This window comes from Amycolatopsis sp. NPDC051106 (assembly GCF_040682775.1).
Taxonomy (GTDB): Bacteria; Actinomycetota; Actinomycetes; order Mycobacteriales; family Pseudonocardiaceae; genus Amycolatopsis.
Map to the genome: position 1 here is coordinate 1 of NZ_JBFBBQ010000107.1, position 22948 is coordinate 22948.

The 22948-nt window shown below is 70.8% G+C and carries 24 protein-coding genes and 3 pseudogenes; 6 read left to right on the forward strand and 21 right to left on the reverse strand.

The window, feature by feature from the left end; translation table 11 throughout:
* Positions 1-107 precede the first annotated feature (107 nt).
* Positions 108-1322: a crosslink repair DNA glycosylase YcaQ family protein gene (locus AB0M83_RS42390; RefSeq protein ID WP_364526518.1), complete on the reverse strand. Its 1215-nt coding sequence runs from the start codon at positions 1320-1322 to the stop codon at positions 108-110.
* A 59-nt stretch (positions 1323-1381) separates the two neighbouring features.
* Between AB0M83_RS42390 and AB0M83_RS42395 the strand changes: the two genes are divergently transcribed.
* Positions 1382-1939: a GNAT family N-acetyltransferase gene (locus AB0M83_RS42395; RefSeq protein WP_364526520.1), complete on the forward strand. Its 558-nt coding sequence runs from the start codon at positions 1382-1384 to the stop codon at positions 1937-1939.
* 24 nt (positions 1940-1963) lie between these two features.
* On the opposite strand, the pseudogene AB0M83_RS42400 reads toward AB0M83_RS42395, so the two are convergent.
* Positions 1964-2407: pseudogene (locus AB0M83_RS42400) on the reverse strand (GtrA family protein); the annotation flags it as partial.
* A gap of 151 nt (positions 2408-2558) precedes the next feature.
* On the opposite strand from AB0M83_RS42400, the gene AB0M83_RS42405 reads away from it, so the two are divergent.
* Positions 2559-3077, forward strand: coding sequence for a hypothetical protein (locus tag AB0M83_RS42405; protein ID WP_364526522.1), 519 nt, complete (start codon positions 2559-2561; stop codon positions 3075-3077).
* Here AB0M83_RS42405 and AB0M83_RS42410 read toward each other — a convergent pair.
* The 12 genes from AB0M83_RS42410 to AB0M83_RS42465 form a co-directional block, all read right to left on the reverse strand.
* Positions 3042-3233, reverse strand: coding sequence for a DUF397 domain-containing protein (locus AB0M83_RS42410; RefSeq protein WP_364526524.1), 192 nt, complete (start codon positions 3231-3233; stop codon positions 3042-3044). The genes AB0M83_RS42405 and AB0M83_RS42410 overlap by 36 nt on opposite strands.
* A gap of 10 nt (positions 3234-3243) precedes the next feature.
* Positions 3244-4077 (reverse strand): Scr1 family TA system antitoxin-like transcriptional regulator, encoded by an 834-nt coding sequence (locus AB0M83_RS42415; protein ID WP_364526526.1) that lies wholly within the window; start codon positions 4075-4077, stop codon positions 3244-3246.
* A 72-nt stretch (positions 4078-4149) separates the two neighbouring features.
* Entirely contained in the window at positions 4150-4596 is a 447-nt protein-coding gene (locus AB0M83_RS42420) for a tetratricopeptide repeat protein (protein WP_364526528.1), read from the reverse strand.
* Positions 4593-5333 (reverse strand): 4-hydroxy-tetrahydrodipicolinate reductase, encoded by a 741-nt coding sequence (dapB, locus tag AB0M83_RS42425; protein WP_364526530.1) that lies wholly within the window; start codon positions 5331-5333, stop codon positions 4593-4595. The genes AB0M83_RS42420 and dapB overlap by 4 nt, the downstream gene beginning before the upstream one ends.
* Positions 5330-6694, reverse strand: a complete 1365-nt coding sequence (locus AB0M83_RS42430) for a pitrilysin family protein (RefSeq protein WP_364526532.1) — start codon at positions 6692-6694, stop codon at positions 5330-5332. Before AB0M83_RS42430 ends, dapB begins: the two co-directional genes overlap by 4 nt.
* 100 nt (positions 6695-6794) lie before the next feature.
* Positions 6795-9041, reverse strand: coding sequence for a polyribonucleotide nucleotidyltransferase (locus AB0M83_RS42435; protein WP_364526534.1), 2247 nt, complete (start codon positions 9039-9041; stop codon positions 6795-6797).
* A gap of 232 nt (positions 9042-9273) precedes the next feature.
* Positions 9274-9543: a 30S ribosomal protein S15 gene (rpsO, locus tag AB0M83_RS42440; RefSeq protein WP_003084034.1), complete on the reverse strand. Its 270-nt coding sequence runs from the start codon at positions 9541-9543 to the stop codon at positions 9274-9276.
* A 144-nt stretch (positions 9544-9687) separates the two neighbouring features.
* Positions 9688-10200 carry an RNA 2',3'-cyclic phosphodiesterase gene (gene thpR / locus AB0M83_RS42445; RefSeq protein WP_364526536.1) on the reverse strand — a complete coding sequence of 171 codons (513 nt, stop codon included), beginning with the start codon at positions 10198-10200 and terminating at the stop codon, positions 9688-9690.
* Positions 10200-10673, reverse strand: coding sequence for a helix-turn-helix transcriptional regulator (locus AB0M83_RS42450; protein WP_284749483.1), 474 nt, complete (start codon positions 10671-10673; stop codon positions 10200-10202). Before AB0M83_RS42450 ends, thpR begins: the two co-directional genes overlap by 1 nt.
* Before the next feature lie 94 nt (positions 10674-10767).
* Positions 10768-11751, reverse strand: coding sequence for a bifunctional riboflavin kinase/FAD synthetase (locus AB0M83_RS42455; RefSeq protein ID WP_364526538.1), 984 nt, complete (start codon positions 11749-11751; stop codon positions 10768-10770).
* 28 nt (positions 11752-11779) lie between these two features.
* Positions 11780-12685 (reverse strand): tRNA pseudouridine(55) synthase TruB, encoded by a 906-nt coding sequence (truB, locus tag AB0M83_RS42460; protein WP_364526540.1) that lies wholly within the window; start codon positions 12683-12685, stop codon positions 11780-11782.
* 129 nt (positions 12686-12814) lie between these two features.
* Positions 12815-14140, reverse strand: coding sequence for an MFS transporter (locus tag AB0M83_RS42465; protein WP_364526542.1), 1326 nt, complete (start codon positions 14138-14140; stop codon positions 12815-12817).
* A gap of 165 nt (positions 14141-14305) precedes the next feature.
* Between AB0M83_RS42465 and AB0M83_RS42470 the strand changes: the two genes are divergently transcribed.
* Entirely contained in the window at positions 14306-15118 is an 813-nt protein-coding gene (locus AB0M83_RS42470) for an SDR family oxidoreductase (protein ID WP_364526544.1), read from the forward strand.
* Positions 15119-15226: 108 nt separating this feature from the next.
* Here the strand turns inward: AB0M83_RS42470 and AB0M83_RS42475 are convergent, their stop codons facing one another.
* The 4 genes and pseudogenes from AB0M83_RS42475 to AB0M83_RS42490 form a co-directional block, all read right to left on the reverse strand.
* Positions 15227-16546 carry an MATE family efflux transporter gene (locus AB0M83_RS42475; protein WP_364526570.1) on the reverse strand — a complete coding sequence of 440 codons (1320 nt, stop codon included), beginning with the start codon at positions 16544-16546 and terminating at the stop codon, positions 15227-15229.
* A 164-nt stretch (positions 16547-16710) separates the two neighbouring features.
* Positions 16711-16833 (reverse strand): annotated as a pseudogene (locus tag AB0M83_RS42480) (bifunctional oligoribonuclease/PAP phosphatase NrnA); the annotation flags it as partial.
* 91 nt (positions 16834-16924) lie between these two features.
* Positions 16925-17047, reverse strand: a pseudogene (locus AB0M83_RS42485) (bifunctional oligoribonuclease/PAP phosphatase NrnA); the annotation flags it as partial.
* Between the two features lie 285 nt (positions 17048-17332).
* A complete protein-coding gene (locus tag AB0M83_RS42490; RefSeq protein WP_364526546.1) occupies positions 17333-18322 on the reverse strand; it encodes a bifunctional oligoribonuclease/PAP phosphatase NrnA in 990 nt (329 codons plus the stop codon).
* Between the two features lie 25 nt (positions 18323-18347).
* Here AB0M83_RS42490 and AB0M83_RS42495 point away from each other — a divergent pair, with 25 nt between their 5' ends.
* Positions 18348-19379, forward strand: coding sequence for an SAM-dependent methyltransferase (locus AB0M83_RS42495; protein WP_364526548.1), 1032 nt, complete (start codon positions 18348-18350; stop codon positions 19377-19379).
* Between the two features lie 12 nt (positions 19380-19391).
* Here AB0M83_RS42495 and AB0M83_RS42500 read toward each other — a convergent pair whose 3' ends face one another.
* Entirely contained in the window at positions 19392-20540 is a 1149-nt protein-coding gene (locus AB0M83_RS42500) for an SPFH domain-containing protein (RefSeq protein ID WP_364526550.1), read from the reverse strand.
* A gap of 20 nt (positions 20541-20560) precedes the next feature.
* Positions 20561-20791, reverse strand: coding sequence for a hypothetical protein (locus AB0M83_RS42505; protein WP_364526552.1), 231 nt, complete (start codon positions 20789-20791; stop codon positions 20561-20563).
* A 175-nt stretch (positions 20792-20966) separates the two neighbouring features.
* On the opposite strand from AB0M83_RS42505, the gene AB0M83_RS42510 reads away from it, so the two are divergent.
* Positions 20967-21509, forward strand: a complete 543-nt coding sequence (locus tag AB0M83_RS42510) for a helix-turn-helix domain-containing protein (RefSeq protein WP_364526554.1) — start codon at positions 20967-20969, stop codon at positions 21507-21509.
* Positions 21506-22129 (forward strand): class I SAM-dependent methyltransferase, encoded by a 624-nt coding sequence (locus AB0M83_RS42515; RefSeq protein WP_364526556.1) that lies wholly within the window; start codon positions 21506-21508, stop codon positions 22127-22129. Before AB0M83_RS42510 ends, AB0M83_RS42515 begins: the two co-directional genes overlap by 4 nt.
* Here the strand turns inward: AB0M83_RS42515 and AB0M83_RS42520 are convergent.
* Positions 22121-22945, reverse strand: a complete 825-nt coding sequence (locus tag AB0M83_RS42520) for an alpha/beta hydrolase-fold protein (protein WP_364526558.1) — start codon at positions 22943-22945, stop codon at positions 22121-22123. The two genes, AB0M83_RS42515 and AB0M83_RS42520, sit on opposite strands and share 9 nt — an antisense overlap.
* Between the last annotated feature and the right edge of the window lie 3 nt (positions 22946-22948).

Below are 22948 nucleotides of genomic sequence, written 5' to 3' on the forward strand. Positions count from 1 at the left end.
TGGCGTTGGGTGCGTCGGACGCACCGAACGCCACATTGGGTGCGTGGGACGCACCCAACGCCACATTGGGTGCGTCCGGCGCACCCAACGCCACATTGGGGCGCGCTTCAGCGCACCAGTTTTGCCAAGGGCCGGGCCAGGTCGCCGCGGGTGCCCACTGCCACTCCCGACAGGCCCAGCCACTCCGCCATGTGCCTCAGCTCCGCCGCCAGCTGCGGGAGGACCCGGGCCACGTCCGCGCCCTCCTCGGCGAACGCTCCCTGGACCCGCAGGACCCCCGCCGCGCGGTCGGACTTCAGGTCGACCCTCGCGACCAGCGAGCCGTCCAGCAGGAACGGGAACACGTAGTACCCGTACACCCTCTTCGGCTCCGGGACGTAGATCTCGATGCGGTAGCGGAACCCGAAGAGCCGCTCCGTGCGGGCGCGTTCCCAGATCAGCGGGTCGAACGGGCACAGCAGCGCGCGGCCTGTCACCGCTCGGGGCGTGCGCGCGTCGATGTGGCGGTAGGCCGTCGCCTTCCAGCCGTGGACCGCTACCGGCTCCAGGATTCCCGACTCCACCAGCTCCGCCACCGCCTGGCGTGCCGGGGCGGGGCCGAGGCGGTAGTAGTCGCGCAGGTCCGTCTCCGTTGCCACGCCAAGTGCCCGCGCCGATCGCTCGATCAGGCCCCGCGCGCCCTCCTCCGCGGACACCGAACGGGCCAGGATTTCCGGCGGGACCACGCGCTCGGTGAGGTCGTAGAGCCGTTCGAACGAGCGGCGCGTACCCGTCGTCAGCTGGCCGATGCCGAACAGGTACTCGCAGACGCGCTTGACCTCCGAACGTTCCCACCACGAGCCCGGGCCGCGCCGCTGGGCGTCCGCCTCCACCTCGCGCTCGATGCCGCCCGCGCCGATCGGGCCCAGCTCCTTCACCACCGACAGGATCTCTTCGACCAGCCCCGGCGACTTCTCGATCAGCGGGCCGTAGTGCCTCCACCAGCCGTCGCGCTTGGCGCCCGAACGGATCAGCGGCCAGTCCTCGATCGGCAGCAGGCTCGCCTCGTGCGCCCACGTCTCGACCAGCAGCCGGGGCTGGCGAGCCGAATGCGACCACGCCGCGGCGTCCAGCAGCGCGGGCTCGTACGCGCCCAGCCGCGAGAACACCGGCATGTAGTGCGCCCGGACCGCGACGTTCACCGAGTCCAGCTGCAGCAGCTGGACTCGCGAGAGCACGCGTTTCAGATGCCGCCGGGAAACCGGACCGGACGGACGTGGGTCGGCGAAGCCCTGTGCGGCCAGGAAGGTCTTCCGGGCCGTCGTGACGCTGATCGTTTGCATGGTGCCGTCATGGTGCCACCCACCACCGACAAAAACGCGCCCCCCGATATGTTCACGGCATGAGCGACGCCGCCGTCCGCCCCGCCGACCTGTCCGACGCCGCGGAGATCGCCCGCATCCAGCGCGAAACCTGGCACGCCGCCTACGAGGACCTCCTCGGCAAGAACGCCCTGGCCGAGCTGGACGCCGCCGACCTCGTCGGCACCTGGACCGAAACCATCGACTACCCGGGCAGCCAGGTCTACGTCGCCACCGAGGGCGAGTTCACCGTCGGGTTCTGCGTCGCGGGCCGGGCACCGGAAGGCGAGGTCGCCGCCGCCGACGGCAGCCTGCCCGAGGACGCGGAAAGCACCGGTCTCATCGCCACGCTGCTCGTCGAGCCGCGCTGGGGCCGCCGCGGACACGCCGGGCGGCTACTCGCGACGGCCGCCGCGGGCCTGCGGGCCGACGGCGCCGCCCGCGGCATCGCCTGGGTCGCCCAGGGCGACCACGCCTCCCTCGGCTTCTACCGCCGGGCCGGCTGGAACCCCGACGGCACGGTCCGCACCCTCGACACCGGCGACCGCATGGTCCGCGAGGTCCGCCTCACCGGCTCCCTCGACCTCGCGCTCGCCTGAGCCGGCGTCCCGGAAGATCACCCACCGCAGCACCGCGTACATGAACACGCCCTCGCAGGCGCCCGCGAGCACCCGCGCCAGGTGGTATTCGACGCCCAGCGCCGTCAGGCCCGCACCCACACCCAGCAAGAACGCCGCGTAATTGACAGCGATCGCGACGATGTAAAGCAGCAGCTGCATTCCGACCGCGGCGTGAGAATGGAAGTTGAACGTCCGGTTCAGCGCGAAGCTCAGCCCGAACGCGCAGACGTAGGACACCGTGATCGCGAGCCACACGGGCCAGCCGGCCAGGCCGTGGAAAACGGTCAACAGCCCCAAGTCGACGCCGAACGTAAACCCGTTGATGAGGCAGAAGCCGAGAAACGTCGGGGCCACGACCCGCGACAACCCCAGAGGCAGCACGCGCACGATCGACCGGCAGAGGGCGCCGAATCGGTCAGCGGGCGTTCGGGAAAGGTCGGCGGCCACCCCGTCAGCCTGGCAAGCAAAGGTGACAGCAGGCCGTCTTGCAGGTGATCTTCTGGTGCGACCCCCCTACCGCATTGGGGGGTTAACCCCAGTGACTCCAGGTTTCGAACTGATAACTTGAAAGAACACGATCGAGGCGGGAGGTGACACGATGAGCTGGATCCTGCTGACGCTGGGGGTCGCGTTCGGTTCGGCCATCGTGCCGCTGATCAACGCCGAGCTGTTCCTGATCGGGCTGTGCGCGAGCCAGCCCGGGTTGCACTGGCTGTGGCTCGGTGCGGCGGTGGCCGTCGGGCAGATCGCCGGCAAGTCGCTGTATTTCTTGGCCGCGCGCGGCACGATCAAGCTGCCGAAGTGGCTCCACGACCGCCTCCACCGCGAGCGGCCGATGACGGACCGGCGAGTGCGCTGGGAACTGCGCACCAAGCGGCTGCGCGGCTGGGTCGACCAGTTGCGCGAGCGCTGCCACCGCCACCCGCATTGGATGGCGGGCACCTACGGCGTGAGCTCGCTGCTGGGCCTGCCCCCGTTCATGGCGACGAGCGTGCTGGCCGGCGTGGTCCGCATGCGGCTCGTGACGTTCTTGACCACGGGCTTCGCCGGAAGGTGGATCCGCTTCAGTTTGATAGCCGCTTCACCCGCGGTGTTCGCGGGCTGGCTGCACCACTGAGACCTCGGCGCAGAGCGCTGTCCATGCCGCGCGGGAGACGGTGAGTTCCCCGAGGTGACGGGCTTTCGTGTCCCGCACGCCGACGGCGGCGGAGAGGGAAACCTCGACGCACTCGGCTTCGTTCGCGCTGTAGCTCGACTTGCGCCACGTGAACATGCTGCCCCCTCTAACGCGCCGCCTCACGAAGCAGGACTTGCGAGGCTTCTTCGGACAAAGCCTTGCGATTCAACAGCTTAACCAGCTTCTGGTAAGGCGCGGTACCCGCCGAATTGTGGACAAATCCGCTTGCGTGGTAGTGCTCCAGGAGCACGATCGAGAGCGCATCGGCGAAGTCGTACAAGGTGAACATGCCGATCTTGCCCGGGTGATAACCCACGCCGGCGGGCACGATGCGCACTGAAATGTTAGATGTAACAGCTAAGGTCAGCAGGTGATCGACTTGGTCGGACATGACGTTCGCATCGCCGACCTCCTCGCGGATCGCCAGCTCTGAGACGATCGCGTTGAGGCGCACGGGATCATGCCCCGAGAGGATTCGCTGCCGATCCAGGCGAGCTACCAGCCGAGCGTCGACATCCGCAACTTTGATGTCGGAAGCGGCGAGCAGCGCGCGGGCATAGTCGGGAGTCTGCAGCAATCCCGGGATGATCAGCGGGGACCAGTTGGTGATCAGACTGGCCGAACGTTCGCACTGCATGACCCCCGTGAGCGCCGCGGGGAGGTCCGCCGGATTGGAGTCCAGCCAATTGGGATCCTTGGCGTGCTTGGCCAGGAACAGGATCCGCGTGGTGGTCGCCCGGTCCGCCCGCAGGTAGCCGAGGATGCGCGCGACCTCCTCCACCGGCGGCACGCGCATCCCCAGTTCCCACTGGGACACCAGCCGCGGGTCGATCTCCAGTGCCCGCGCCAGCTCACGCAACCCGAATTTCCGCGTCTCACGCACTTCACGCAGCGAAGCGGACAATGCCCGCAAACCCGGGGACGACGAAGTCGGTTTCATGCGGGCGATAGTACGAATGCCCGCCATTTCCCGAATGAACGACAACTGTCAGCGAAATGCCACACCGCCGATTCAGCGATCGGCGGCTTCCAGCTCGACGGCCTTCTTCATCGTCTCGCGGGCCCGGCGCCGGTCCCCCGCGATGTCGTACGCGTACGCCAGCTTGTACCACGCGCGCCAGTTCTCCTGGTCCGCCTCGACCTCCGCGCGGCGGTCCTGGAACCACGCGTCGGCCGCGTCGCGGTCCACGCGTCCCGAGGGGCGGCGCGGCAGGTCCGAGACGTCCGGGAGCGCGCCCTCTTCGTCGAGCCGGCGGGACAGCCGCTGGATCTGCACGCCGTTGCGCCAGGTCACGACGATGATCCACACACCGAGCAGCGGCAGCAGCAGGACACCGACGCCCAGCGCGATGCCGACGCCCGTCCCCGACCCGAACAGCGCGAACGCGCGGTCGGCGAGCAGGACCAGGTACACGACCAGCGCCGCCGTCATCAGCAGCGCGACATTGCGAGCCTTCACAGGTCGAGGACGTTTTCCAGGCCGACCGTCAGGCCGGGCCGCGTCACCACCGTGCGGATGCCGAGCAGCACGCCCGGCATGAACGACGTCCGGTCGAGCGAGTCGTGGCGGATGGTCAGGGTCTCCCCCTCGCCGCCGAACAGGATCTCCTCGTGCGCCACCAGGCCCGGCAGGCGGACCGAGTGCACCCGGACGTCCTCGACCGAGGCACCACGGGCGCCGTCGAGCTCGGACGTCGTCGCGTCGGACCCCGGCGACACGCCGGCTTCCGCGCGGGCCGCGGCGATCATCCGGGCGGTGTGCGCGGCGGTGCCCGAGGGCGCGTCCGCCTTGCGGTTGTGGTGCAGCTCGATGATCTCGGCCGACGCGTAGAACTTCGCCGCCTGCGCCGCGAACCGCATGGCCAGAACCGCGCCGAGCGCGAAGTTCGGCGCGATCAGCACGCCCAGGGACGGCTTCGGCTCCAGCAAGGCACGCAGCGAAGCCAGCCGCTCCCCGCTGAAGCCCGTGGTGCCGACGACCGCGTGGATGTCGTGCTCCACCAGGTACTTCAGGTTGTCCATGACGGCGTCGGGGTGGGTGAAGTCGACGACGACCTGGGCCTCGGACAGCGCCGAGAAGTCATCGCCCGCGTCCAAAGCAGCGACGACCTTCATGTCACCGGCGCCTTCGACGGCCTTCACCACCGTCGCGCCCATCCGGCCGCGGGCGCCGAGCACACCGACGTTGATGGTCATGAAGCGATCACCTCGTGCAGATCGTCCGGAAGGTCGTCGGCGTGAGCGTACGGCCCCACGACCGCCGCCGCCGAGACCCCGCCCGGCCGTGCGAACAAAGTGCGAGCGAGCGCACACACCTCCTCGGTGGTGACGGCGTCGATGCGGGCGATCGTGTCGTCGACGCCCAGGTAGTGGCCGTAGTTGAGCTCGCTCTTGCCGATCCGCGACATCCGCGACGACGTGTCCTCCAGCCCCAGCACGATCCCGCCGCGCAGCTGGCCCTTGGCGCGGGCCACCTCGGCGTCGGTCAGGCCGTCGACGCCGACCTTGTCGAGGACCTCGCGGATGACCCCGGCGACGTCGCCGAGCTTCTCCGGCTGGCAGCCCGCGTACACGGCCATGTGCCCGGTATCGGCGTAGCTCGCCACCGACGAGTACACCTGGTAGGCCAGCCCGCGCCGCTCGCGGATCTCCTGGAACAGCCGGGACGACATGCCGCCGCCGAGCGCCGCGTTGAGCACCGACAGCGCGAACCGGCGCTCGTCGTGGCGCGACAGCGACCGCAGGCCGAGCATGACGTGCGCCTGCTCGGTGTCGTCGGTGTGCAGGGCCAGCTTCGGGACGGTCTTGATCCGGGCGCGGCCCTCGCGGGGCGCGACCGGCGTCGCGGTGCCGGCCAGCTTGTCGCGCAATGCCTTGCGCACCAGGCGAAGCACCTGGCCGTGGTCGACGTTCCCGGCGACCGCGAGCACCATCCGCGGCAGGGTGTAGCGGCGCTTGTAGAAGCTGCGCAGCGCGGCCGGCGACATCTCGATGATCGACTTCTCGGTGCCGAGCACCGGGCGGCCCAGCGGGTGGTCGCCGAGGATCGCGCTGACGAACGTCTCGTGCAGCAGGTCTTCGGGGTCGTCGTCGCGCATCGAAATCTCTTCGAGGACGACGCTGCGTTCCATGTCCATGTCGCGGTCGGTGCAAAGCGCCTCGAACACGACGTCGGTGACCAGGTCCACGGCGAGCGGGAGGTCGGCGTCGAGCACCTGCGCGTAGTAGCAGGTGTGCTCCTTCGCCGTGAAGGCGTTGAACTCGCCGCCGACGGCGTCGATCTCCTCGGCGATCTGCGTCGCGTCGCGGTTCTTCGTGCCCTTGAACAGCAGGTGCTCGAGGTAGTGCGCGGCGCCGGCGACGGCGACCGGCTCGTCGCGGGAGCCGATGCCGACCCACAGCCCGACCGTGGCCGAGCGGGACGCCGGGACGTGCTCGGTGATCACGCGCAGCCCGCCGGGCAGGACACTGCGCTTGACGACCGCACCGTCCGGAGTGGACTCGAGCGTGCGGGTGGTGCCGACGGGCTGCTCGTGCCCGGAAACCTGCCGTGCCATGGGTTCCTTACTCACAAATGCCCTGAAGGCCACCATGAGGGCACCTAGGTCCCTCATGGTGGCCTTCAGAGACCACTAATTACAGCGAAGCGAGACCTGCTCAGGCGTCGGCCTTCTCGGCGTCGGCGGCCGGCGCGGCACCCTCGGCGGGAGCCTCGTCGTCCTTGACCACGATCAGGCTGATCTTGCCGCGGTTGTCGATGTCGGCGATCTCGACGCGGAGCTTGTCGCCCACGTTGACCACGTCTTCGACCTTGTTGATCCGCTTGCCGTTGCCCAGCTTGGAGATGTGCACCAGGCCGTCCTTGCCCGGCAGCAGCGAGACGAACGCGCCGAACGCGGCCGTCTTCACCACGGTGCCGAGGAAGCGCTCGCCGACCTTGGGCAGCTGCGGGTTGGCGATGGCGTTGATCAGGTCGATCGCCGCCTCCGCCGACGGGCCGTCGGCCGCGCCCACGTAGATCGTGCCGTCGTCCTCGATGGAGATGTCGGCACCGGTCTGCTCGGTGATCGAGTTGATCATCTTGCCCTTCGGGCCGATGACCTCGCCGATCTTGTCCACCGGGATCTTCACGCTGGTGACGCGCGGGGAGTACGGGCTCATCTCGTCCGGGCTGTCGATCGCCTCGGCGATGACCTCCAGGATGGTGAGGCGAGCGTCCTTCGCCTGCTTCAGCGCGGCGGCGAGCACCTCGGAGGGGATGCCGTCGAGCTTCGTGTCCAGCTGCAACGCGGTGATGATGTCCTTGGTGCCGGCGACCTTGAAGTCCATGTCGCCCATGGCGTCCTCGGCACCGAGGATGTCGGTCAGCGCGACATAACGCGTCTCGCCGTCGACCTCGTCGGAGATGAGGCCCATCGCGATGCCCGCGACCGGCGCCTTCAGCGGCACGCCGGCGTTGTACAGCGCCATGGTGGACGCGCAGACCGAGCCCATCGAGGTCGAGCCGTTGGAGCCCAGCGCCTCGGAGACCTGGCGGATCGCGTACGGGAACTCGTCCCGCTTCGGCAGCACCGGCACCAGGGCGCGCTCGGCGAGCATGCCGTGGCCGATTTCGCGGCGCTTCGGCGAACCGACGCGGCCGGTCTCGCCGGTGGAGAACGGCGGGAAGTTGTAGTGGTGCATGTAGCGCTTGTGCGTCTCCGGGGACAGCGAGTCGATCTGCTGCTCCAGGCGAAGCATGTTCAGCGTGGTGACGCCCAGGATCTGGGTTTCGCCGCGCTCGAACAGCGCCGAGCCGTGCGCCCGCGGGATCACGGCGACCTCGGCCGAAAGCGACCGGATGTCGGTGAGGCCACGGCCGTCCATGCGGATCTTGTCCGTGAGGACGCGCTTGCGCATGACCTTCTTGGACAGCGCCTTGAACGCGGCGCCGATCTCCTTCTCGCGGCCCTCGAAGGCTTCGCCCTCGCCGATGCCGACCTTCTCCAGCACGGCGGCCTTGACCTGGTCGGTCGCGGCGTCGCGGTCCTGCTTGCCGGCGATCTGGAGCGCGTTCGCCAGGTCGTCGGTCGCGATCGCGGCGACGGCTTCGAAGGCGTCCTGCTCGTAGGCCAGGAAGACCGGGAACTCGCCGGTCGGCTTGGCGGCGACGTCGGCCAGCTTCTGCTGGGCCTCGCACAGCACCTTGATGAACGGCTTGGACGCCTCGAGACCCTCGGCGACCGAAACCTCGTCCGGCGCCTTGCCGCCGGAGGCGATCAGGTCGAGCGTGTGCTCGGTGCCCTCGGCCTCGACCATCATGATCGCGACGTCGTCGCCCACGATGCGGCCCGCGACGACCATGTTGAAGGTCGCCTTCGCCAGCTGCGACCAGGTCGGGAACGCGACCCACTGGTCCTCGACCAGCGCGACGCGCACGCCGCCGACCGGGCCCGAGAACGGCAGGCCGGCGATCTGGGTCGACGCCGACGCGGCGTTGATCGCCAGCACGTCGTACGGGTCGTCCGGGTTGAGGCTCTGGACGGTGATGACGACCTGGATCTCGTTGCGGAGACCGTCGGTGAACGACGGGCGCAGCGGCCGGTCGATCAGGCGGCAGGTCAGGATCGCGTCGGTCGAGGGACGGCCCTCGCGGCGGAAGAACGCGCCGGGGATGCGGCCGGCGGCGTACATGCGCTCCTCGACGTCCACCGTCAGGGGGAAGAAGTCGAAGTGGTCCTTCGGGTGCTTCGACGCGGTCGTCGCCGAGAGCAGCATGGTCTCTTCGTCGAGGTACGCGACCACGGCGCCGGCGGCCTGCTTGGCCAGGCGGCCCGTCTCGAAGCGGACGGTGCGGGTGCCGAACCGGCCGTTGTCGATCACGGCTTCGGTCTCGTGCACGGTGACTCCGGTGGAGTCGGTCATAGGGTGTTTCTCCTCTTTAGTTCCTTCTACTGGCGCGAGTCTCCCACCCTGGGACCCGTTTCGCTCGAGGACGCTCGAGGAGTGATGCCGGTCTTCGATCGAAGCCCCCGGGACTCTTCCCGGAAGCCACTACCGAGGACCGGCGGACGGTCCCTCGTGCGCGCTCGCGCCGCTTCTTTCACCTGCTAGACCGAGGGGGAGCGACCGGCGGTCACTCCCCCTCGGGCAACAGCTATCGGCGCAGGCCGAGGCGCTGGATCAGCGCACGGTAACGCTCGATGTCCACCTTCATCACGTAGTTCAGCAGCCGGCGGCGACGGCCGACCAGCAGCAGGAGCCCGCGACGCGAGTGGTGGTCGTGCTTGTGAGCCTTGAGGTGCTCGGTGAGGCCGACGATCCGCTTGGTCAGCAGCGCGACCTGGGCCTCGGGGGATCCCGTGTCCGAGTCGTGCACGCCGTACTCGGCCAGGATCGACTTCTTCTCTTCGGTGGACAGCGCCACTTGTGTTGCTCCTCGAAATAATCAGTGCCGTGCGGCCCCGGACGCGGAATGAACGCCGGGAAGTCGGTCACGGCCGCCACGGACTGCAGCCGGACCCGACGTGGACGTTACCATTCTGGCCACGTGCGTCTCTGAGCAGGGCCTTCAGGCCCGGTCCAGCCCGAACTCGCGAGTCACCCGGTAGCGGGGCGCCGCCGGTTCGCGCTCGCTGGTCATCAGCACCACCTGCGTGGCCGTCCACCTGCGGCTGCGAAATTCCGACAACACCTTTGTCCAACGCCCGGCGAGCCCCGGTTGTTCCCGGGGGAACCGCGCCAGCGTCAGGTGGGGCACGTACGGCCTCGCCTCTTCGCCGGCCCCCGCGGCGAGCGCGAGCGGCGTCAGCTCCGATCCGGCGACAGTCAACCACAGCACCCCGGGGAACGTCGCGGCCTTTTCCAGCCGGACGTCGACGGCCGGCCGCCCGGCCAGCCGGTCCGCCAGCCAGGCGGCGCGGGTGTCCGGGTCGTCCGCGCCGTAGTAGGCCAGGGTGATGTGCCAGCGCTCCGGCGGCTCCCAGCGCAGGCCGTCTCCGGGGTCGCCCGGCGCCGCAAGGTTTTCGGCGACCGCTTCGACGACGTCGTCCGGCGGGACCAGCGCGCTGAACAGGACCGGCATCAGGCGCCGTTGCCCGCCCGGCGCAGCAGGTCGGCGATGGCCGGGAACTCGTCGTCGAGGCGCTTGGCGGCCTCGCCCAGGTCCTCGTCCTCGGCGAGATCACGCAGGTAGGCGAGGACTTTCTGATCCTCGTTGACCACCGGGATGTTGTCGCGGCCGACAGTGGGCCGGGAGTCGCGGACGTCCTCCATCGCGGCCAGCATCGCGTCGCGGTTGCCGGCGGCGACCTCGGGCACCAGGATCTTCCGCTCGAGCATGATCATCCTGGCCAGCACGACCGGGTTGCCGATCTTCGCCCGCCGGCCGCTCATCACCTGGCTGAGCATGGGGGCGCTGATCCCGAGGACCTCCGCCAGGAACGCCTGCGAAACGTCGAACGCGACGACGAGGCGGCGAACCCGGTCGCCGAGCGGCTCCCCGTACCACTCGCGCTGCAACGCGATGTTCCGCTGGACGATCTTGTGGTCCTCCACCAGTTCCGCTCCCCTAAACTGCTTCGTGCCGCTTGCGCGCACACCGTCCGTGAGCATCTTGCCATCGCTGTCACGTGCGTGAACGCGAAATCCCCTATTCGCGCCCGGTCGAGGCGTCCGGGGGCACCTCCAGTGCCTTTCTCGTCTCGACGACGTCGTCGTCGATCTGGGCGACCAGCCCGGCCGAGTCGGCGAACCGCACCTGGTCGCGCAGCCGCGTCACGAAGTCGATCGCCACGTGCTGGCCGTAGAAGTCCTCGTCGACGTCCAGGACGAACGCCTCGACGGTCCGCTCGCGCCCGGAGAACGTCGGGTTCGTGCCCACCGAGACCGCGGCGCGCAACCGGCGGGAGCGGTCCGCCGAGCGGGTGAACCACGCGCTGTAGACACCGTCGGCCGGGACGGCGGCGAAGCGCGGCGTCGACAGGTTCGCCGTCGGGTAGCCGAGCTCGTGGCCCCGGCCGTCCCCGCGGACGACGATGCCCTCCAGGCGGTGCGGGCGGCCGAGCGCTTCGGCCGCGGCGACGACGTCCCCGGCGTCGATGCACGACCGGACGTACGTGCTCGAGAACGTGATCGCCGACTGGTCCTCTTCGGACAGTTCCTTGCCCTGCAGTTCGGCGCCGTAGGCGGCGAAACCGAACCGGCGGCCGAGGGTGCGCAGCAGCGCGACGTCCCCGGCGGCCTTGGCGCCGAAGGTGAAGTTGTCGCCGACGATCACCGCGGCCGCGTGCAGCCGGTCGACGAGCACCTCGTGCACGAACTCCTCCGGCTGCAGCCGGGACAGCTCCAGGGTGAAGGGCAGCACGCAGAAGACGTCGATGCCGAGGCTTTCGACGATCTCCGCCTTGCGCCGCAACGTGGTGAGCTGCGCCGGGTGGCTCCCGGGGCGCAGCACCTCCGACGGGTGCGGGTCGAACGTCACCATGACGCTCGGCAGCCCGCGTTCGGCCGCCGCGGCCACGGTCCGGCTGACCAGCTCCTGGTGTCCGCGGTGGACACCGTCGAACACGCCGATGGTGACCACGCACCGGCCCCAGCCGCCGGGAAGGTCCCCCAGCCCACGCCACCGCAGCACGTCGAACTCCCGTCTCTCACACGTCACCCTAGGCGGGCAGCAGCACGACCACTGCCCGGGACACGCCTTGTTCGTCGGTGGCCAGGGCGAGCACCCGGCCGTCGGGCCCGAAGAGCCCGTAGGTGCCCTCGACGCCGGCCGCCGGGATGCGCTGGCCGTGGCGGACCGCCTTCGCCGTCGCGGCGTCGAGGTCGCGCCGCGGGAAGGCCGCGGCCACGGCGGCGTCGAGGTCGAGACTCAGCTCGGGCGTCTCCTCGAGCTGGTCGAGGGTCCGCGCCCGGGCCAGGGTGAAGGGACCGACCGTGGTGCGCCGCAGCGCCTGGAGGTGACCCCCGACGCCGAGGTCCGCGCCGAGGTCGCGGGCCAGCGCGCGGACGTAGGTGCCGGACGAGCACTCGACGACGGCGTCGACCTCGACGTGGTCGGCTTCGTGCCGGACGCCGAGGACGTCGAAGCGGTAGACGGTGACCGGCCGCGCCGGGATGACGACGTCCTCGCCGGCGCGGACGCGGGCGTAGGCGCGCTTGCCGTCGATCTTGACGGCGCTCACCGCGCTGGGCACCTGCTGGATGTCGCCGGTCAGCTTCTCGACGCCGGCGGCGATGTCGTCGTCGGTGACGGCCTTCGTGTCCGCCGTCGTGAGGACCTCGCCCTCGGCGTCGTCGGTCGTGGTGCTGCTGCCGAGGCTGAGGGTGGCCAGGTAGGTCTTGCGGTCCAGCGCCAGGTGGCCGAGCAGCTTGGTGGCACGCTCGATGCCGAGCACCAGCACGCCGGTCGCCATTGGGTCGAGCGTGCCGGCGTGCCCGACCTTGCGGGTGCCCATGATCCGGCGGGCACGGGCGACGACGTCGTGCGACGTCATGCCGGCGGGCTTGTCGACGATCACGAGACCGGGCGGCGGGGCGGGACGGCGGGGCGGTTTGGGGCTCGACACGCGGCAAACCCTAGCGGCCGCCGCTCGTGGAACGGACGACGCCTCGCTCCCCGCTAAACCCCTCACTTTCCCTAGGAAAGATGCGTCCCGGGCCCCTCCGGACGCATCTTTCCTAGGGAAAGTGACGTCTCAGGCCGCGACGATGGGGGTTTCCGGGAGTGCCGCGTCCCAGCGGCGGCGGGTGATGCGCACCGGCAGCTCCTCACCGCGGGCCTCGGCCAGGAACAGGTGGGCGCGCGTCCGGCGCCACCACACGAGCAGACGGGACGTGCCCAGCGCCAGGATCGCGACGATCGCCAGCAGCGAGATCCGGAAACTCCCACCGGTCCACTGCAGCAGGACGCCGACGAGCAGGGCGGCGATGGTCGTCGCCACGAAGCCGCCGACGTTGACCACGCCGGTCGCCGTGCCGACGCGGGACAGCGGGTTGTAGTCGCGGGCGAGCGCGAAGCCGATCATCGACGCCGGGCCGCCGAGGGCGAGGAAGGCGAACGCGGGCACCAGCAGCCCCACCGGCACCTGCCCGGGCCAGCTCAGCAGCACCGCCCAGATCAGTGCGGCCCCGCCGATGTACCCGCCGACCAGCGGCATCCGCAGCGACGGGTACCGGCCGATCACGCCGCCCAGCAGCGGCCCGCCGGCCATCGAGCCGAAGACGAAGACGGTGAGCAGCGCGCTCGCGGTGGCCATCGACTGTCCCTGGCCCTGCACCAGCCAGGGCACGCCCCACAGCAGCGTCAGGGCGTTGGGCGCGAACATCGTGCTGAAGTGGACCCAGAAGCCCAGGCGCGTCCCCGGCGTCCGCCACGCCTCGGCGACCTGGTGCGCGAGCTGGCGCGGGCGGACTTCTTCGCGGACGGGTTCCGGGGTGCCGGCCGGGACGTCGCGGACCCGGAGCGTCACGACCACGGTGTAGAGGACGGTGACGGCGCCGACCGCGAGGAAGGTCGGGGTCCAGCCGGCGCTGTCGAGCACCAGCGAGAGCGGGACGGTGGCGGCGAGGTTGCCGATGTAGCCGACGGCCGCGGTGAACGACGTCAGCAGCGCGTACTGGCGGCCCGGGAAGTGGGCGGCGACCAGGCGCAGCACGCTGACGAAGGTGAGCGCGTCGCCGAGGCCGAGCACACCGCGGGCGAGCAGGCCCAGGCCGTAGGAGTGGGCGACGCCGAGGAGGAGCTGGCCGGCGCCGAGCACCAGCACCGCGACGGTGAGGACGCGGCGGGGACCGTAGCGGTCGACCAGGACGCCGGTCGGGATCTGCATCGCGGCGTAGACGCCGACCTGCAGGACGGTGAACGTCCCGAGCGCGGCCGCGCCGACGCCGAAGCGCTCGGCCGCCTGCAGCCCGGCGACGCCGAAGGAGGTGCGGTGGAAGACCGCGAGGAGGTAGACGGTGACGGCGGCGAGCCAGATGAGCCAGGACCGGGCGGTGGCGCGGCCGGTGGCGGGCGGCACAAGTTCCTCCAGGGATTCGGCTGGTTGGCGTGCTGGTCGTGCGGACGCCTGCGCTGCCGTCCTTACTACTTGTAGCGCCTAAGCAACGACGAAACATAGCTGTTATCCCGGTGGCGTTCACCACATGGTTGTATCTGAATGTTCTTCACATTCGGAGGTGGTGGTGTGACCGGGCTGCACGGGGCGCACGCGGTGATCACGGGCGGGTCCAGCGGGATCGGCCTGGCGACCGCGGCGGCGCTGGCCGCGCGCGGCGCGTCGGTTTCGCTGGTGGCGCGGGACGAATCGCGGCTGCGGAAGGCTTCGGTGTCGCTGAAGTCACGCGGGGCCTCGGTGCGGAGCGCCGTCGCCGACGTCTCGTCGCAGGCCGAAGTGGAGGAGGCGTTCTCGGCTTTGCAGGCTGCCGCCGGGCCGTGCGACGTGCTGGTGACCTGCGCGGGCCAGGCGCGTCCGGGCGAGTTCCTGGAACTGGACGACGAGGTCTTCCGGCGGATGGTGGAGGTCGACTACTTCGGGACGCTGCACGCGGTCCGGGCGGTGGCGCCGTCGATGGTCCGCCGGCGGAGCGGCTCGATCGTCGCGATCTCGTCGGCGGCCGCGGTCCTGGGGATCTACGGGTACACGGCGTACGCGCCGGCGAAGTTCGCGGTGCGGGGACTGATGGAGGCCCTGCGCGACGAACTCAACCCGGCCGGGGTGCACGTCGCGTGCGTGTACCCGCCGGACGTCGACACGCCGCAGCTCGCGGCGGAGAACCGCTGGAAGCCGGCCGAGACGTCCGCGATCAGCGGGACGATCCGCCCGATGGCGGCCGAGGCGGTGGCGTCGGCGATCGTCCGGGCGGTGGAACGGGAGCGGTACGCGGTGTACCCGGACCGGTCGGTGGCCCTGCTCGCGGCGCTGGGCCCGCTGGCGGCGCCGTTCCTGCGGCGGATGGTGGACCGCCGCGTCCGGCACGCCCGCCGAGCCCGAGCCTGAACCCGGAACTCGCGTGACTGGAGCCGTAACTCGCGTGATTGAGCCCGTAACTCGCGAGTTCCGGCCCTGATCACGCGAGTTCCGGCTTGAATCACGCAAGTTACGGGTTCAGGCGGGGCGGATTGCGCCGGTGACCGCCCAGTTTCCGGAGCGCCAGCGGACCAGCACGAATGCCAGGCGGAGGACCATGAACAGGGACAGGCCGGTCCAGATGCCCGTCAGGCCCCAGCCGAAGCCCAGGGACGCCCAGATCAGCGGCAGGAAGCCCAGCGCGGCGCTGCCGAGGGTCGCGTTGCGGAGGAAGGCCGCGTCACCCGCGCCGAGCAGGACGCCGTCCAGGGCGAAGACCACTCCCGCGATCGGCTGCAGCGCCACGAAGAACCACCACGCGTGCGGGATCTCCGCCAGCACCCCCGGGTCGGACGTGAACGCGTGCGGCAGCACCCACGACAGCGCCGCGAACACCACGCCCAGGAAGCAGCCCAGCAGCAGGCCGTACCCGGTGATCTGGTTGGCGACCCCGCGCGCCTGCCGCGCCGCGTTCGCCCCCAGCGCCGCGCCCACCAGGGACTGCGCCGCGATCGCCACCGAGTCCAGCACCAGGGCCAGGAACGTCCACAGCTGCAGCACCACCTGGTGCGCGCCCACCGCCTCGGTCGACGTCCGGGCCGCGACGGCCGCCGCCGAGATGAAGCACGCCTGGAACGCGAGGCTGCGCAGCACGAGGTCGCGGCCGAGGCCGAGTTGCGCGCGCATCACCTTGAAGTCGGGCCGGAGGCCGACTTTCTCGCGTACCAGCGCGGCGAAGAACAGCGCCGCGGAGATCACCTGCGCGACAACGTTCGCGATCGCCGAGCCCTCCAGCCCCAGCCCGGCCCAGTAGACCAGCACCGGGCAGAGCACGGCCGAGATCCCGTTGCCCGCCAGGACGTACCGCAACGGCTTCGCGGCGTCCTGCACCCCGCGCATCCAGCCGTTGCCGGCCATGGTGACGAGGATCAGCGGCGCCCCGAACAGCGCGATCCGCACCCACGACACCGCGGCGGCCGCGATCTCGTCGCTGCCCGAGAGCACCCGCGTGACCGGCCAGGCCAGCAGTTGCCCGGCGACCAGCACGAAGAGCCCGACGAACACCGCGAGCCACGTCGCCTGCACGCCCTCGCGGACGGCGTCGGCCCGGCGGCCGGCGCCGTGCAGCCGGGCGGTGCGCGAGGTCGTGCCGTACGAGAGGAACGTCAGCTGGCTCGACACCTGCGCCAGCACGACGCCGCCGAGCGCGAGCCCGGCCAGCGGCAGCGCGCCGAGGTGGCCGACCACCGCGGTGTCGACCAGCACGTACAACGGCTCGGCGGCCAGCACCCCCAGCGCGGGCACGGCCAGGCCGAGCACGCGCTTCGCCGGGATCCGCTCCGTCTCCTCCACGTTCACCACGAACCGGACTCTAACCGCCGGCACCGACAGTTCCGTCCGGCGGGAAGCCCGCGCCGCGGGCCGCTGACGCGCGGACCGGTTGCAGTGAATGACCCATTCCTGGCACCGGACGCAGTAAATGAGTCATTCACTGCACCCGGCGACCAGACCGGCCGCCGTCCCAGCAGCGGCGCCCGCTCCAGCGCCGCCCACAACCCGGCCAAAACCTCCTCCGCGCTGCCCGCGATCGTGCAACCCGCGGCCCGCCGGTGCCCACCCAACGCCGGCTCGCGGGCCGCTGACGCGCGGACCGAACGCAGTGAATGACCCATTCCTGGCACCGGACGCAGTAAATGAGTCATTCACTGCACCCGGCGACCAGACCGGCCGCCGTCCCAGCAGCGGCGCCCGCTCCAGCGCCGCCCACAACCCGGCCAAAACCTCCTCCGCGCTGCCCGCGATCGTGCAACCCGCGGCCCGCCGGTGCCCACCCAACGCCGGCTCGCGGGCCGCTGACGCGCGGACCGAACGCAGTGAATGACCCATTCCTGGCACCGGACGCAGTAAATGGGTCATTCACTGCACCACGGCAACGGGACCGGCCGTCACAGCAGCAGCGCCCGCAACCCGGCCAAGACCTACTCGGCGCTGCCCGCGATCGTGCAACCCGCGGCTCGCCGGTGCCCACCCGACGCCGGCTCGCGGGCCGCTGACGCGCGGACCGGACGCAGTGAATGACCCATTCCTGGCACCGGACGCAGTAAATGGGTCATTCACTGCACCCGGCGACCGGACCAGCCCGGGTCACAGCAGCGGCGCCCGCTCCAACGCCGCCCGCAACCCGGCCAAAACCTCCTCCGCGCTGCCCGCGATCGTGCAACCCGCGGCCTGCCGGTGCCCGCCGCCGCCGAACTCCGAGGCCACCGCCGACACGTCGATGCCGAGGGAGCGCAACGAAATCTGCCATTGGGCCGGGTTGGTCAAGTCCTGTTTGAGCACCGCCGCGACGGCCGCCTCGCGGACCGAGCGGACGACGTCGATCACCGACTCGACCTCTTCGCCGCGCACCGTCCGCGCCGCGTCGACGCGGACCACCGCGTGCACGAAACCCCGCCCCTGCGCGGCTTCCGGCTCCAGCTCGGCCTCGCGCAGCACGGACGCCAGCATCGGCAGCCACGTGAACGGCCGCTCGTCGACGATCCGGCGCACCACCGCTTCGGCGTCGACGCCCGCCTCCAGCAACCTCGCCGCCATCCGGTGCGTCTCGGGGCTGGCCCGCCGGAACCCGCTCGTGTCGGTGACGATCCCCGCGTAGATCCCGCGCGCGATCGGTTCGTCGAGCTCGACACCCATCGCGTCCAGGATCCGGAACACCAGGATCGCGCTGGCCTCGGCGGACTCGTCGACGACGTTGCAGCCGCCGTAGAACGTGTTGGTCGCGTGGTGGTCGATCACCAGCACCGAGCCCGCGAGCTCGACGCGCCCGGCGAGCCGGCCCAGCCGCTTCGGCACCGGCGTGTCGACGCAGACCAGCAGCGCCTCGGTGTCCGGCAGGTCGTCGGGGTGGGTCAGCAGGCCGTCTTCGTCGAGCCACCGCAGTGTCTCCGGGGCCTCGTCGGGCTCGCCGAACGAGACGCGGACGCGTGCACCGCGCTGGTGCAGCGCCCGGCCGAGGGCGAGCGCGCTGCCGAGGGCGTCCGCGTCCGGGCGGACGTGGCCGAGCACGGTCACGTCGGTGGCCGACGCGAGCAGCGCCGCCGCGTCCCGGATGTCCTGCGCCAAAGTAGGAGTCACGGTGCGTCACGCTACGCTCTGCGGGATGCCTGAGTACGTGATCCTGGTCCACCCGTCCGCCAACCGGGTCTACGCCGCCTCCTCCCCCGCGCTGCTGCGCGCCGAGCTGGCGATCTTCGGCGCGGCGCTGTCGGCCGAGCTGTCCGGGATCGAGGAGGTCGAGCTCGGCGGCGTCGGCTACGTGCGCTTCACCAGCTCGGCACCCCTGGGCGAGAGCGACCTCGCGCTGCTGTCGAACCTGTCGTCGCTGTATGCGCTGTTCGAGCTGGGTGACGGCGTCCTGCGCCCGGTCACCGTGACGCCGCTGGCGAAGGCCGACTCGGACCTGCTGACCATCCAGAAGTACCCCGGCAAGACCAACGAGTCGTTCACCAAACTCTTGCTGAACGTCACGCTGCTGGCCACCGCGGAGCCCTTTTCGGACCGGCCGAAGTACCTGCTCGACCCGCTGTGCGGCCGCGGCACCACGCTCAACCAGGCGATCATGTACGGCCTGCACGCCACCGGCCTGGACGTCGACGCCAAGGACTTCGAGGCCTACGAGGCGTTCATCAAGACGTGGCTGCGGAACAAGCGCGTCAAGCACACCGCCGACTCGGGACAGCTGCGGCGCAACAAGGTCCGGCTCGGGCGCCGGCTCGACATCGAGTACGCGCTGAGCAAGGAAGACTACAAAGCCGGCGACACGCGCAAGCTCACCTACTTCCAGGCCGACACGCTGACCACCGACGAGGTGCTGCGGGCGAACTCGTGCGACGTGATCGTCACCGACGCACCGTACGGCGTGCAGCACGGCAGCCACCGCGAAGCCGGCCTGCAGCGCAGCCCGCGCGACCTGCTCGCGGCGGCCGTCCCGGTCTGGACGCGGGTGCTGCGCCCCGGCGGCGCGCTCGGCATCTCCTGGAACACCACCGTGCTGCCGCGCGAGGAACTCGTCGAGGTGCTGCACAAGGCCGGGCTCGACGTCCGCGAAGGCGGGCCGTGGGCGGAGTTCACCCACCGGGTCGACCAGGCCATCCTGCGTGACCTGGTCGTCGCGGTGAAGCCCGCGTCTTGAGTCGACAAAGCGCTACTGGGTGAGCTCGCCCTTCACCGGCGCCTGCCCGTTCTCCTCCGGGGCTCCGGTGGGAGCCGGCGGCGGTGTGGTCAGGCCGCGCTTCACCGAGTCCAAGATGGACAGACCCTGGCCGACGAGTCCCGCGGCCATCTCGCCGAGGCCGTCGGCGCCGTTGAGGATGTTGACGTTCGCGCCGGCCAGCCCGCGCCCGGCTTCCTTGACGATCTGCGGCAGCTGGTCGATGAGCATCCGGTCGAGCGCGACCCGGTTGTTCGACGCGGCCGCCTCCGCCTGCACGCGCATCTTCTCCGCGTCGGCCAGCGCCAGGATGCGGATCCGCTCGGCCTCCGCGTCGGCCGGCTTGATGACCTCGGCCACCAGCTGCTGCTGCCGCAGCTCGGCCTCGCGCTGGGCCAGCTCGGTGCGCGCGTCGACGACCTCCTGCTGCGCCTTCGCCTGCGCGAGCGGGCCGGCCTGGGCGGCCTCGGCCTGGGCCGCCTCCACCTCGGCGCGGTACTGCGCCTGCACGATCGACGTCTGCCGCGCGTACTCCGCCTGCGTCCGCTGCGACTCCTGCTCGGCCTCGGCCGCGGCCTTGTTCGCCACGGCCTGGGCGATCTGGGCGTCCCGCTGGATCGCGGCGTTGTGCGGCGCGGCCATCGCGGCGATGTAGCCGAGCTTCATGTCGTCGATCGACTGGATCTGCAGCGCGTCGACGGACAGGCCGATCTTCGCCATCTCCACCGCCGAGCCGTCCAGCACCTCGGTCGCGAGCTTCTGCCGCTCGGTGATGATCTCCTCGACGGTCATCGACCCGATGATCGAGCGCAGGTGACCGGAGAAGATCCGGCCGGTCAGCACGGACATCTGGTCCTGGTCGGCGAGGAACCGCTGGCCGGCGTTGACGATGCTCTCGGTGTCGTTGCCGACCTTGAACGCGATCACCGCCCGCACGGTCAGGGCGATGGCCTGTTTCGTGACGCACACTTCGGTCACTTCGGCCTCGCACATGGAAAGCGTCAGGAACCGGACCTTCCGGAAGACCGGCATGACGAAGGCGCCGTGCCCGATGACGACCCGGAACGGCGACGCGCCTTTGCTGTTCTTGCCGCCGGAGATGAGCATCGCCTCGTTGGGAGCCGGAACGCGATAACCGAACATCGACTGTCCTTAGACGAACATTAGGAGGAAGTGGGTTCCGGGACGTCCCACGCCACGACGTCGACCGTGCGCTGTCCCCGGGTTTCGACGACCAGCACGGTCGTCCCCTTCGGCAGTTCCGTGTCGGACCAGGCCAGGAAGGTTTCCAAGCCGCCCCGGATCCTGATCAGCACCTCACCGGGACCCCGCTGCCCGCGGGTCCCGACCAGGAGGACTCCCGTCCGGCCCGACGGCGAGAGATCGGAGTGCACGGGCCGACCTCCCCTCGGTGGGCTGCCTCGGTGCGGGGACCACCCCGCTCACCCCATTGTGCTCCCGGCGGACGCGGCGGCGCGGCACTGTGAGGTTCCGATCAGAAGGCAACCGGACGGGCCGCCCGAGCGTGAAGAACCCGGGACGGGCGCCGGCTTGGCTATACTCCGGGCCGTGACGGTCGAGCAACGCCCCCTGCGCGCGGACGCCCGGCGCAACCGGGAGGCGCTGGTCGCGGCCGCGCGGGAGGTGTTCGGCGCCAAGGGCGTCGACGCCCCGCTCGACGAGATCGCGCGCCGCGCCGAGGTCGCGATCGGCACGCTCTACAACCGGTTCCCGACGCGGGCCGACCTCGTCGAGGCCGCGTTCCTGCCGGCGATGGAAGAAGCGACGGCCGTCCTCGAAGAAGCCCTCGCCATCGACGACCCCTGGGACGGTTTCGTGCTCTTCCTCGAACGGTCGGTCCTGATGCAGGTCAGCGACCGCGGCTTCACCGAAATCTGTTCGCGGGCCTTCGATCCGGCCTCCGGGCTGGAGAAGGCCAAGCACGCCAACGCCTCCCGGATCAACCGGCTCATCACGCGCGCTCAGGAGGCCGGGACGTTGCGGCGGGACTTCCGCGGCGAAGACCTGGCGATCGTGTTCGCCGCGGCGACGGCGACCCCCGGCTGGCGGCGCGCGCTCGGCATGGTCCTCGACGGGCTGCGCGCGCGATGACCTGGCTCGCGGACACCCGCACGTCATACGACACGGTGGCGGAAAGCTACGCCGAGTTCATGGCGGGCGCTCTCGACGAACAGCCGTACCTGCGGGCGGCGCTCACGCTGTTCGCGTCCGAGGTCGGCGGCCCGGCGGTGGACGTCGGCTGCGGCCCGGGGTACTTCACGGCGTACCTGCACTCGCTGGGCGTCGACGCCACCGGCATCGACCTCTCCCCGGCGATGATCGACATCGCGCGCCGGGCGCACCCGGGACCGCGGTTCGAGGTGGGCTCGATGACCGACCTGCCGCTGCCCGACGCGTCGATGGCGGGCGTGCTGGCGTCCTGGTCGCTGATCCACGTCCCGGACGACGACGTCCCGGTCGCCCTCGGGCACTTCCGGCGCGTGCTGCGGCCGGGCGGCCTGCTGGTGATCGGCTACCACGTCGGCGCGGGAACGCGGCTGAAGACCGAAGGCTACGGCGGGCACCCGATGCGGGTCCACGTCCACCTCCGGCAGCCGTGGTGGCTGGCCAAGCGGGTGCGGGCGGCCGGGTTCACGATCGAGGCGGAGTGGGCGCTGAACCCGGAAAACGAGGTGTCGCAAGCGATCCTGTTCGCCCGCGCGTCAGCTTAGCCGCTGTCCCACGAACTTCAGGACGTCCGGCAGGATCCCTCGCCAGTACTCGTCGTCGTGCTTGCCCGGCGAGAACCTCGACACCGCCGGGTTCACGGCCTTCACCAGCTTCCGGTCCGCACCCAGGAACGGATCCGACTCGCCGCACCAGACGCCGAGCGAGGCCGCGCGCAGTTCGCCGGTGTGCAGCAACGGTTCTTCGGCACGCCAGTTTTCTTCGCCGGCGAACACCTTGCGGCTGCGGGCGTCCGGCCAGCTGACGAACAGGGCCGCACTCGCCGTCGCGACGGCCTTCAGGTCCGGGTGGGCGCGAGCGAAGCGCAGCGCGCCGAAGCCGCCCATGGAAATGCCGAACACCGCCGACGCCGGCCGCAGATCGCGGCCCGCCAGCCAGCCGGGGACTTCGTCGGTGAGCATCCGCTGCGGGTCGTCATCGGAACCGACGTCGACCCAGTAGTGGTCACCGTCGACCGCGGCAACCGCGAACGGCGGAACACCCGCGCGCACGGCCGCCGTCAACGCCGCGGGGACGCCCAGCTCGAGGAACGTCCGCGCGCGGGCACCCCGGCCGTGCAACGCCAGGCACACCGGCAGCCCCGACGACGGGACGCCTTCAGGGGTGATCAGGACGAGATCGACGTCCGTGCCGCGGGCGGCCGAGCGCATGCGCTGGACCGTCACCGGGTCGGCCAAAGGTGCCGGACCGGTCGGGACCGGCACCGGCGGCGGCCCGGGAGGGGGCCCGGATGGGGACGACGAGCAGCCCGCCAGCAGCGCGAACGCGCTGCCGGCGAGCAGACCGCGGCGGGAGAACACGGG

Coding starts and splice junctions, on each gene's coding strand:
- AB0M83_RS42495 (WP_364526548.1), top strand. CDS start 18,348: ATGCCTGAGTACGTGATCCTGGTCCACCCGTCCGCCAACCGGGTCTAC.
- AB0M83_RS42435 (WP_364526534.1), bottom strand. CDS start 9,041: ATGACCGACTCCACCGGAGTCACCGTGCACGAGACCGAAGCCGTGATC.
- AB0M83_RS42405 (WP_364526522.1), top strand. CDS start 2,559: ATGAGCTGGATCCTGCTGACGCTGGGGGTCGCGTTCGGTTCGGCCATC.
- thpR (WP_364526536.1), bottom strand. CDS start 10,200: ATGCCGGTCCTGTTCAGCGCGCTGGTCCCGCCGGACGACGTCGTCGAA.
- AB0M83_RS42515 (WP_364526556.1), top strand. CDS start 21,506: ATGACCTGGCTCGCGGACACCCGCACGTCATACGACACGGTGGCGGAA.
- AB0M83_RS42390 (WP_364526518.1), bottom strand. CDS start 1,322: ATGCAAACGATCAGCGTCACGACGGCCCGGAAGACCTTCCTGGCCGCA.
- AB0M83_RS42395 (WP_364526520.1), top strand. CDS start 1,382: ATGAGCGACGCCGCCGTCCGCCCCGCCGACCTGTCCGACGCCGCGGAG.
- AB0M83_RS42430 (WP_364526532.1), bottom strand. CDS start 6,694: ATGGCACGGCAGGTTTCCGGGCACGAGCAGCCCGTCGGCACCACCCGC.
- dapB (WP_364526530.1), bottom strand. CDS start 5,333: ATGACCATCAACGTCGGTGTGCTCGGCGCCCGCGGCCGGATGGGCGCG.
- AB0M83_RS42415 (WP_364526526.1), bottom strand. CDS start 4,077: ATGAAACCGACTTCGTCGTCCCCGGGTTTGCGGGCATTGTCCGCTTCG.
- AB0M83_RS42410 (WP_364526524.1), bottom strand. CDS start 3,233: ATGTTCACGTGGCGCAAGTCGAGCTACAGCGCGAACGAAGCCGAGTGC.
- AB0M83_RS42500 (WP_364526550.1), bottom strand. CDS start 20,540: ATGTTCGGTTATCGCGTTCCGGCTCCCAACGAGGCGATGCTCATCTCC.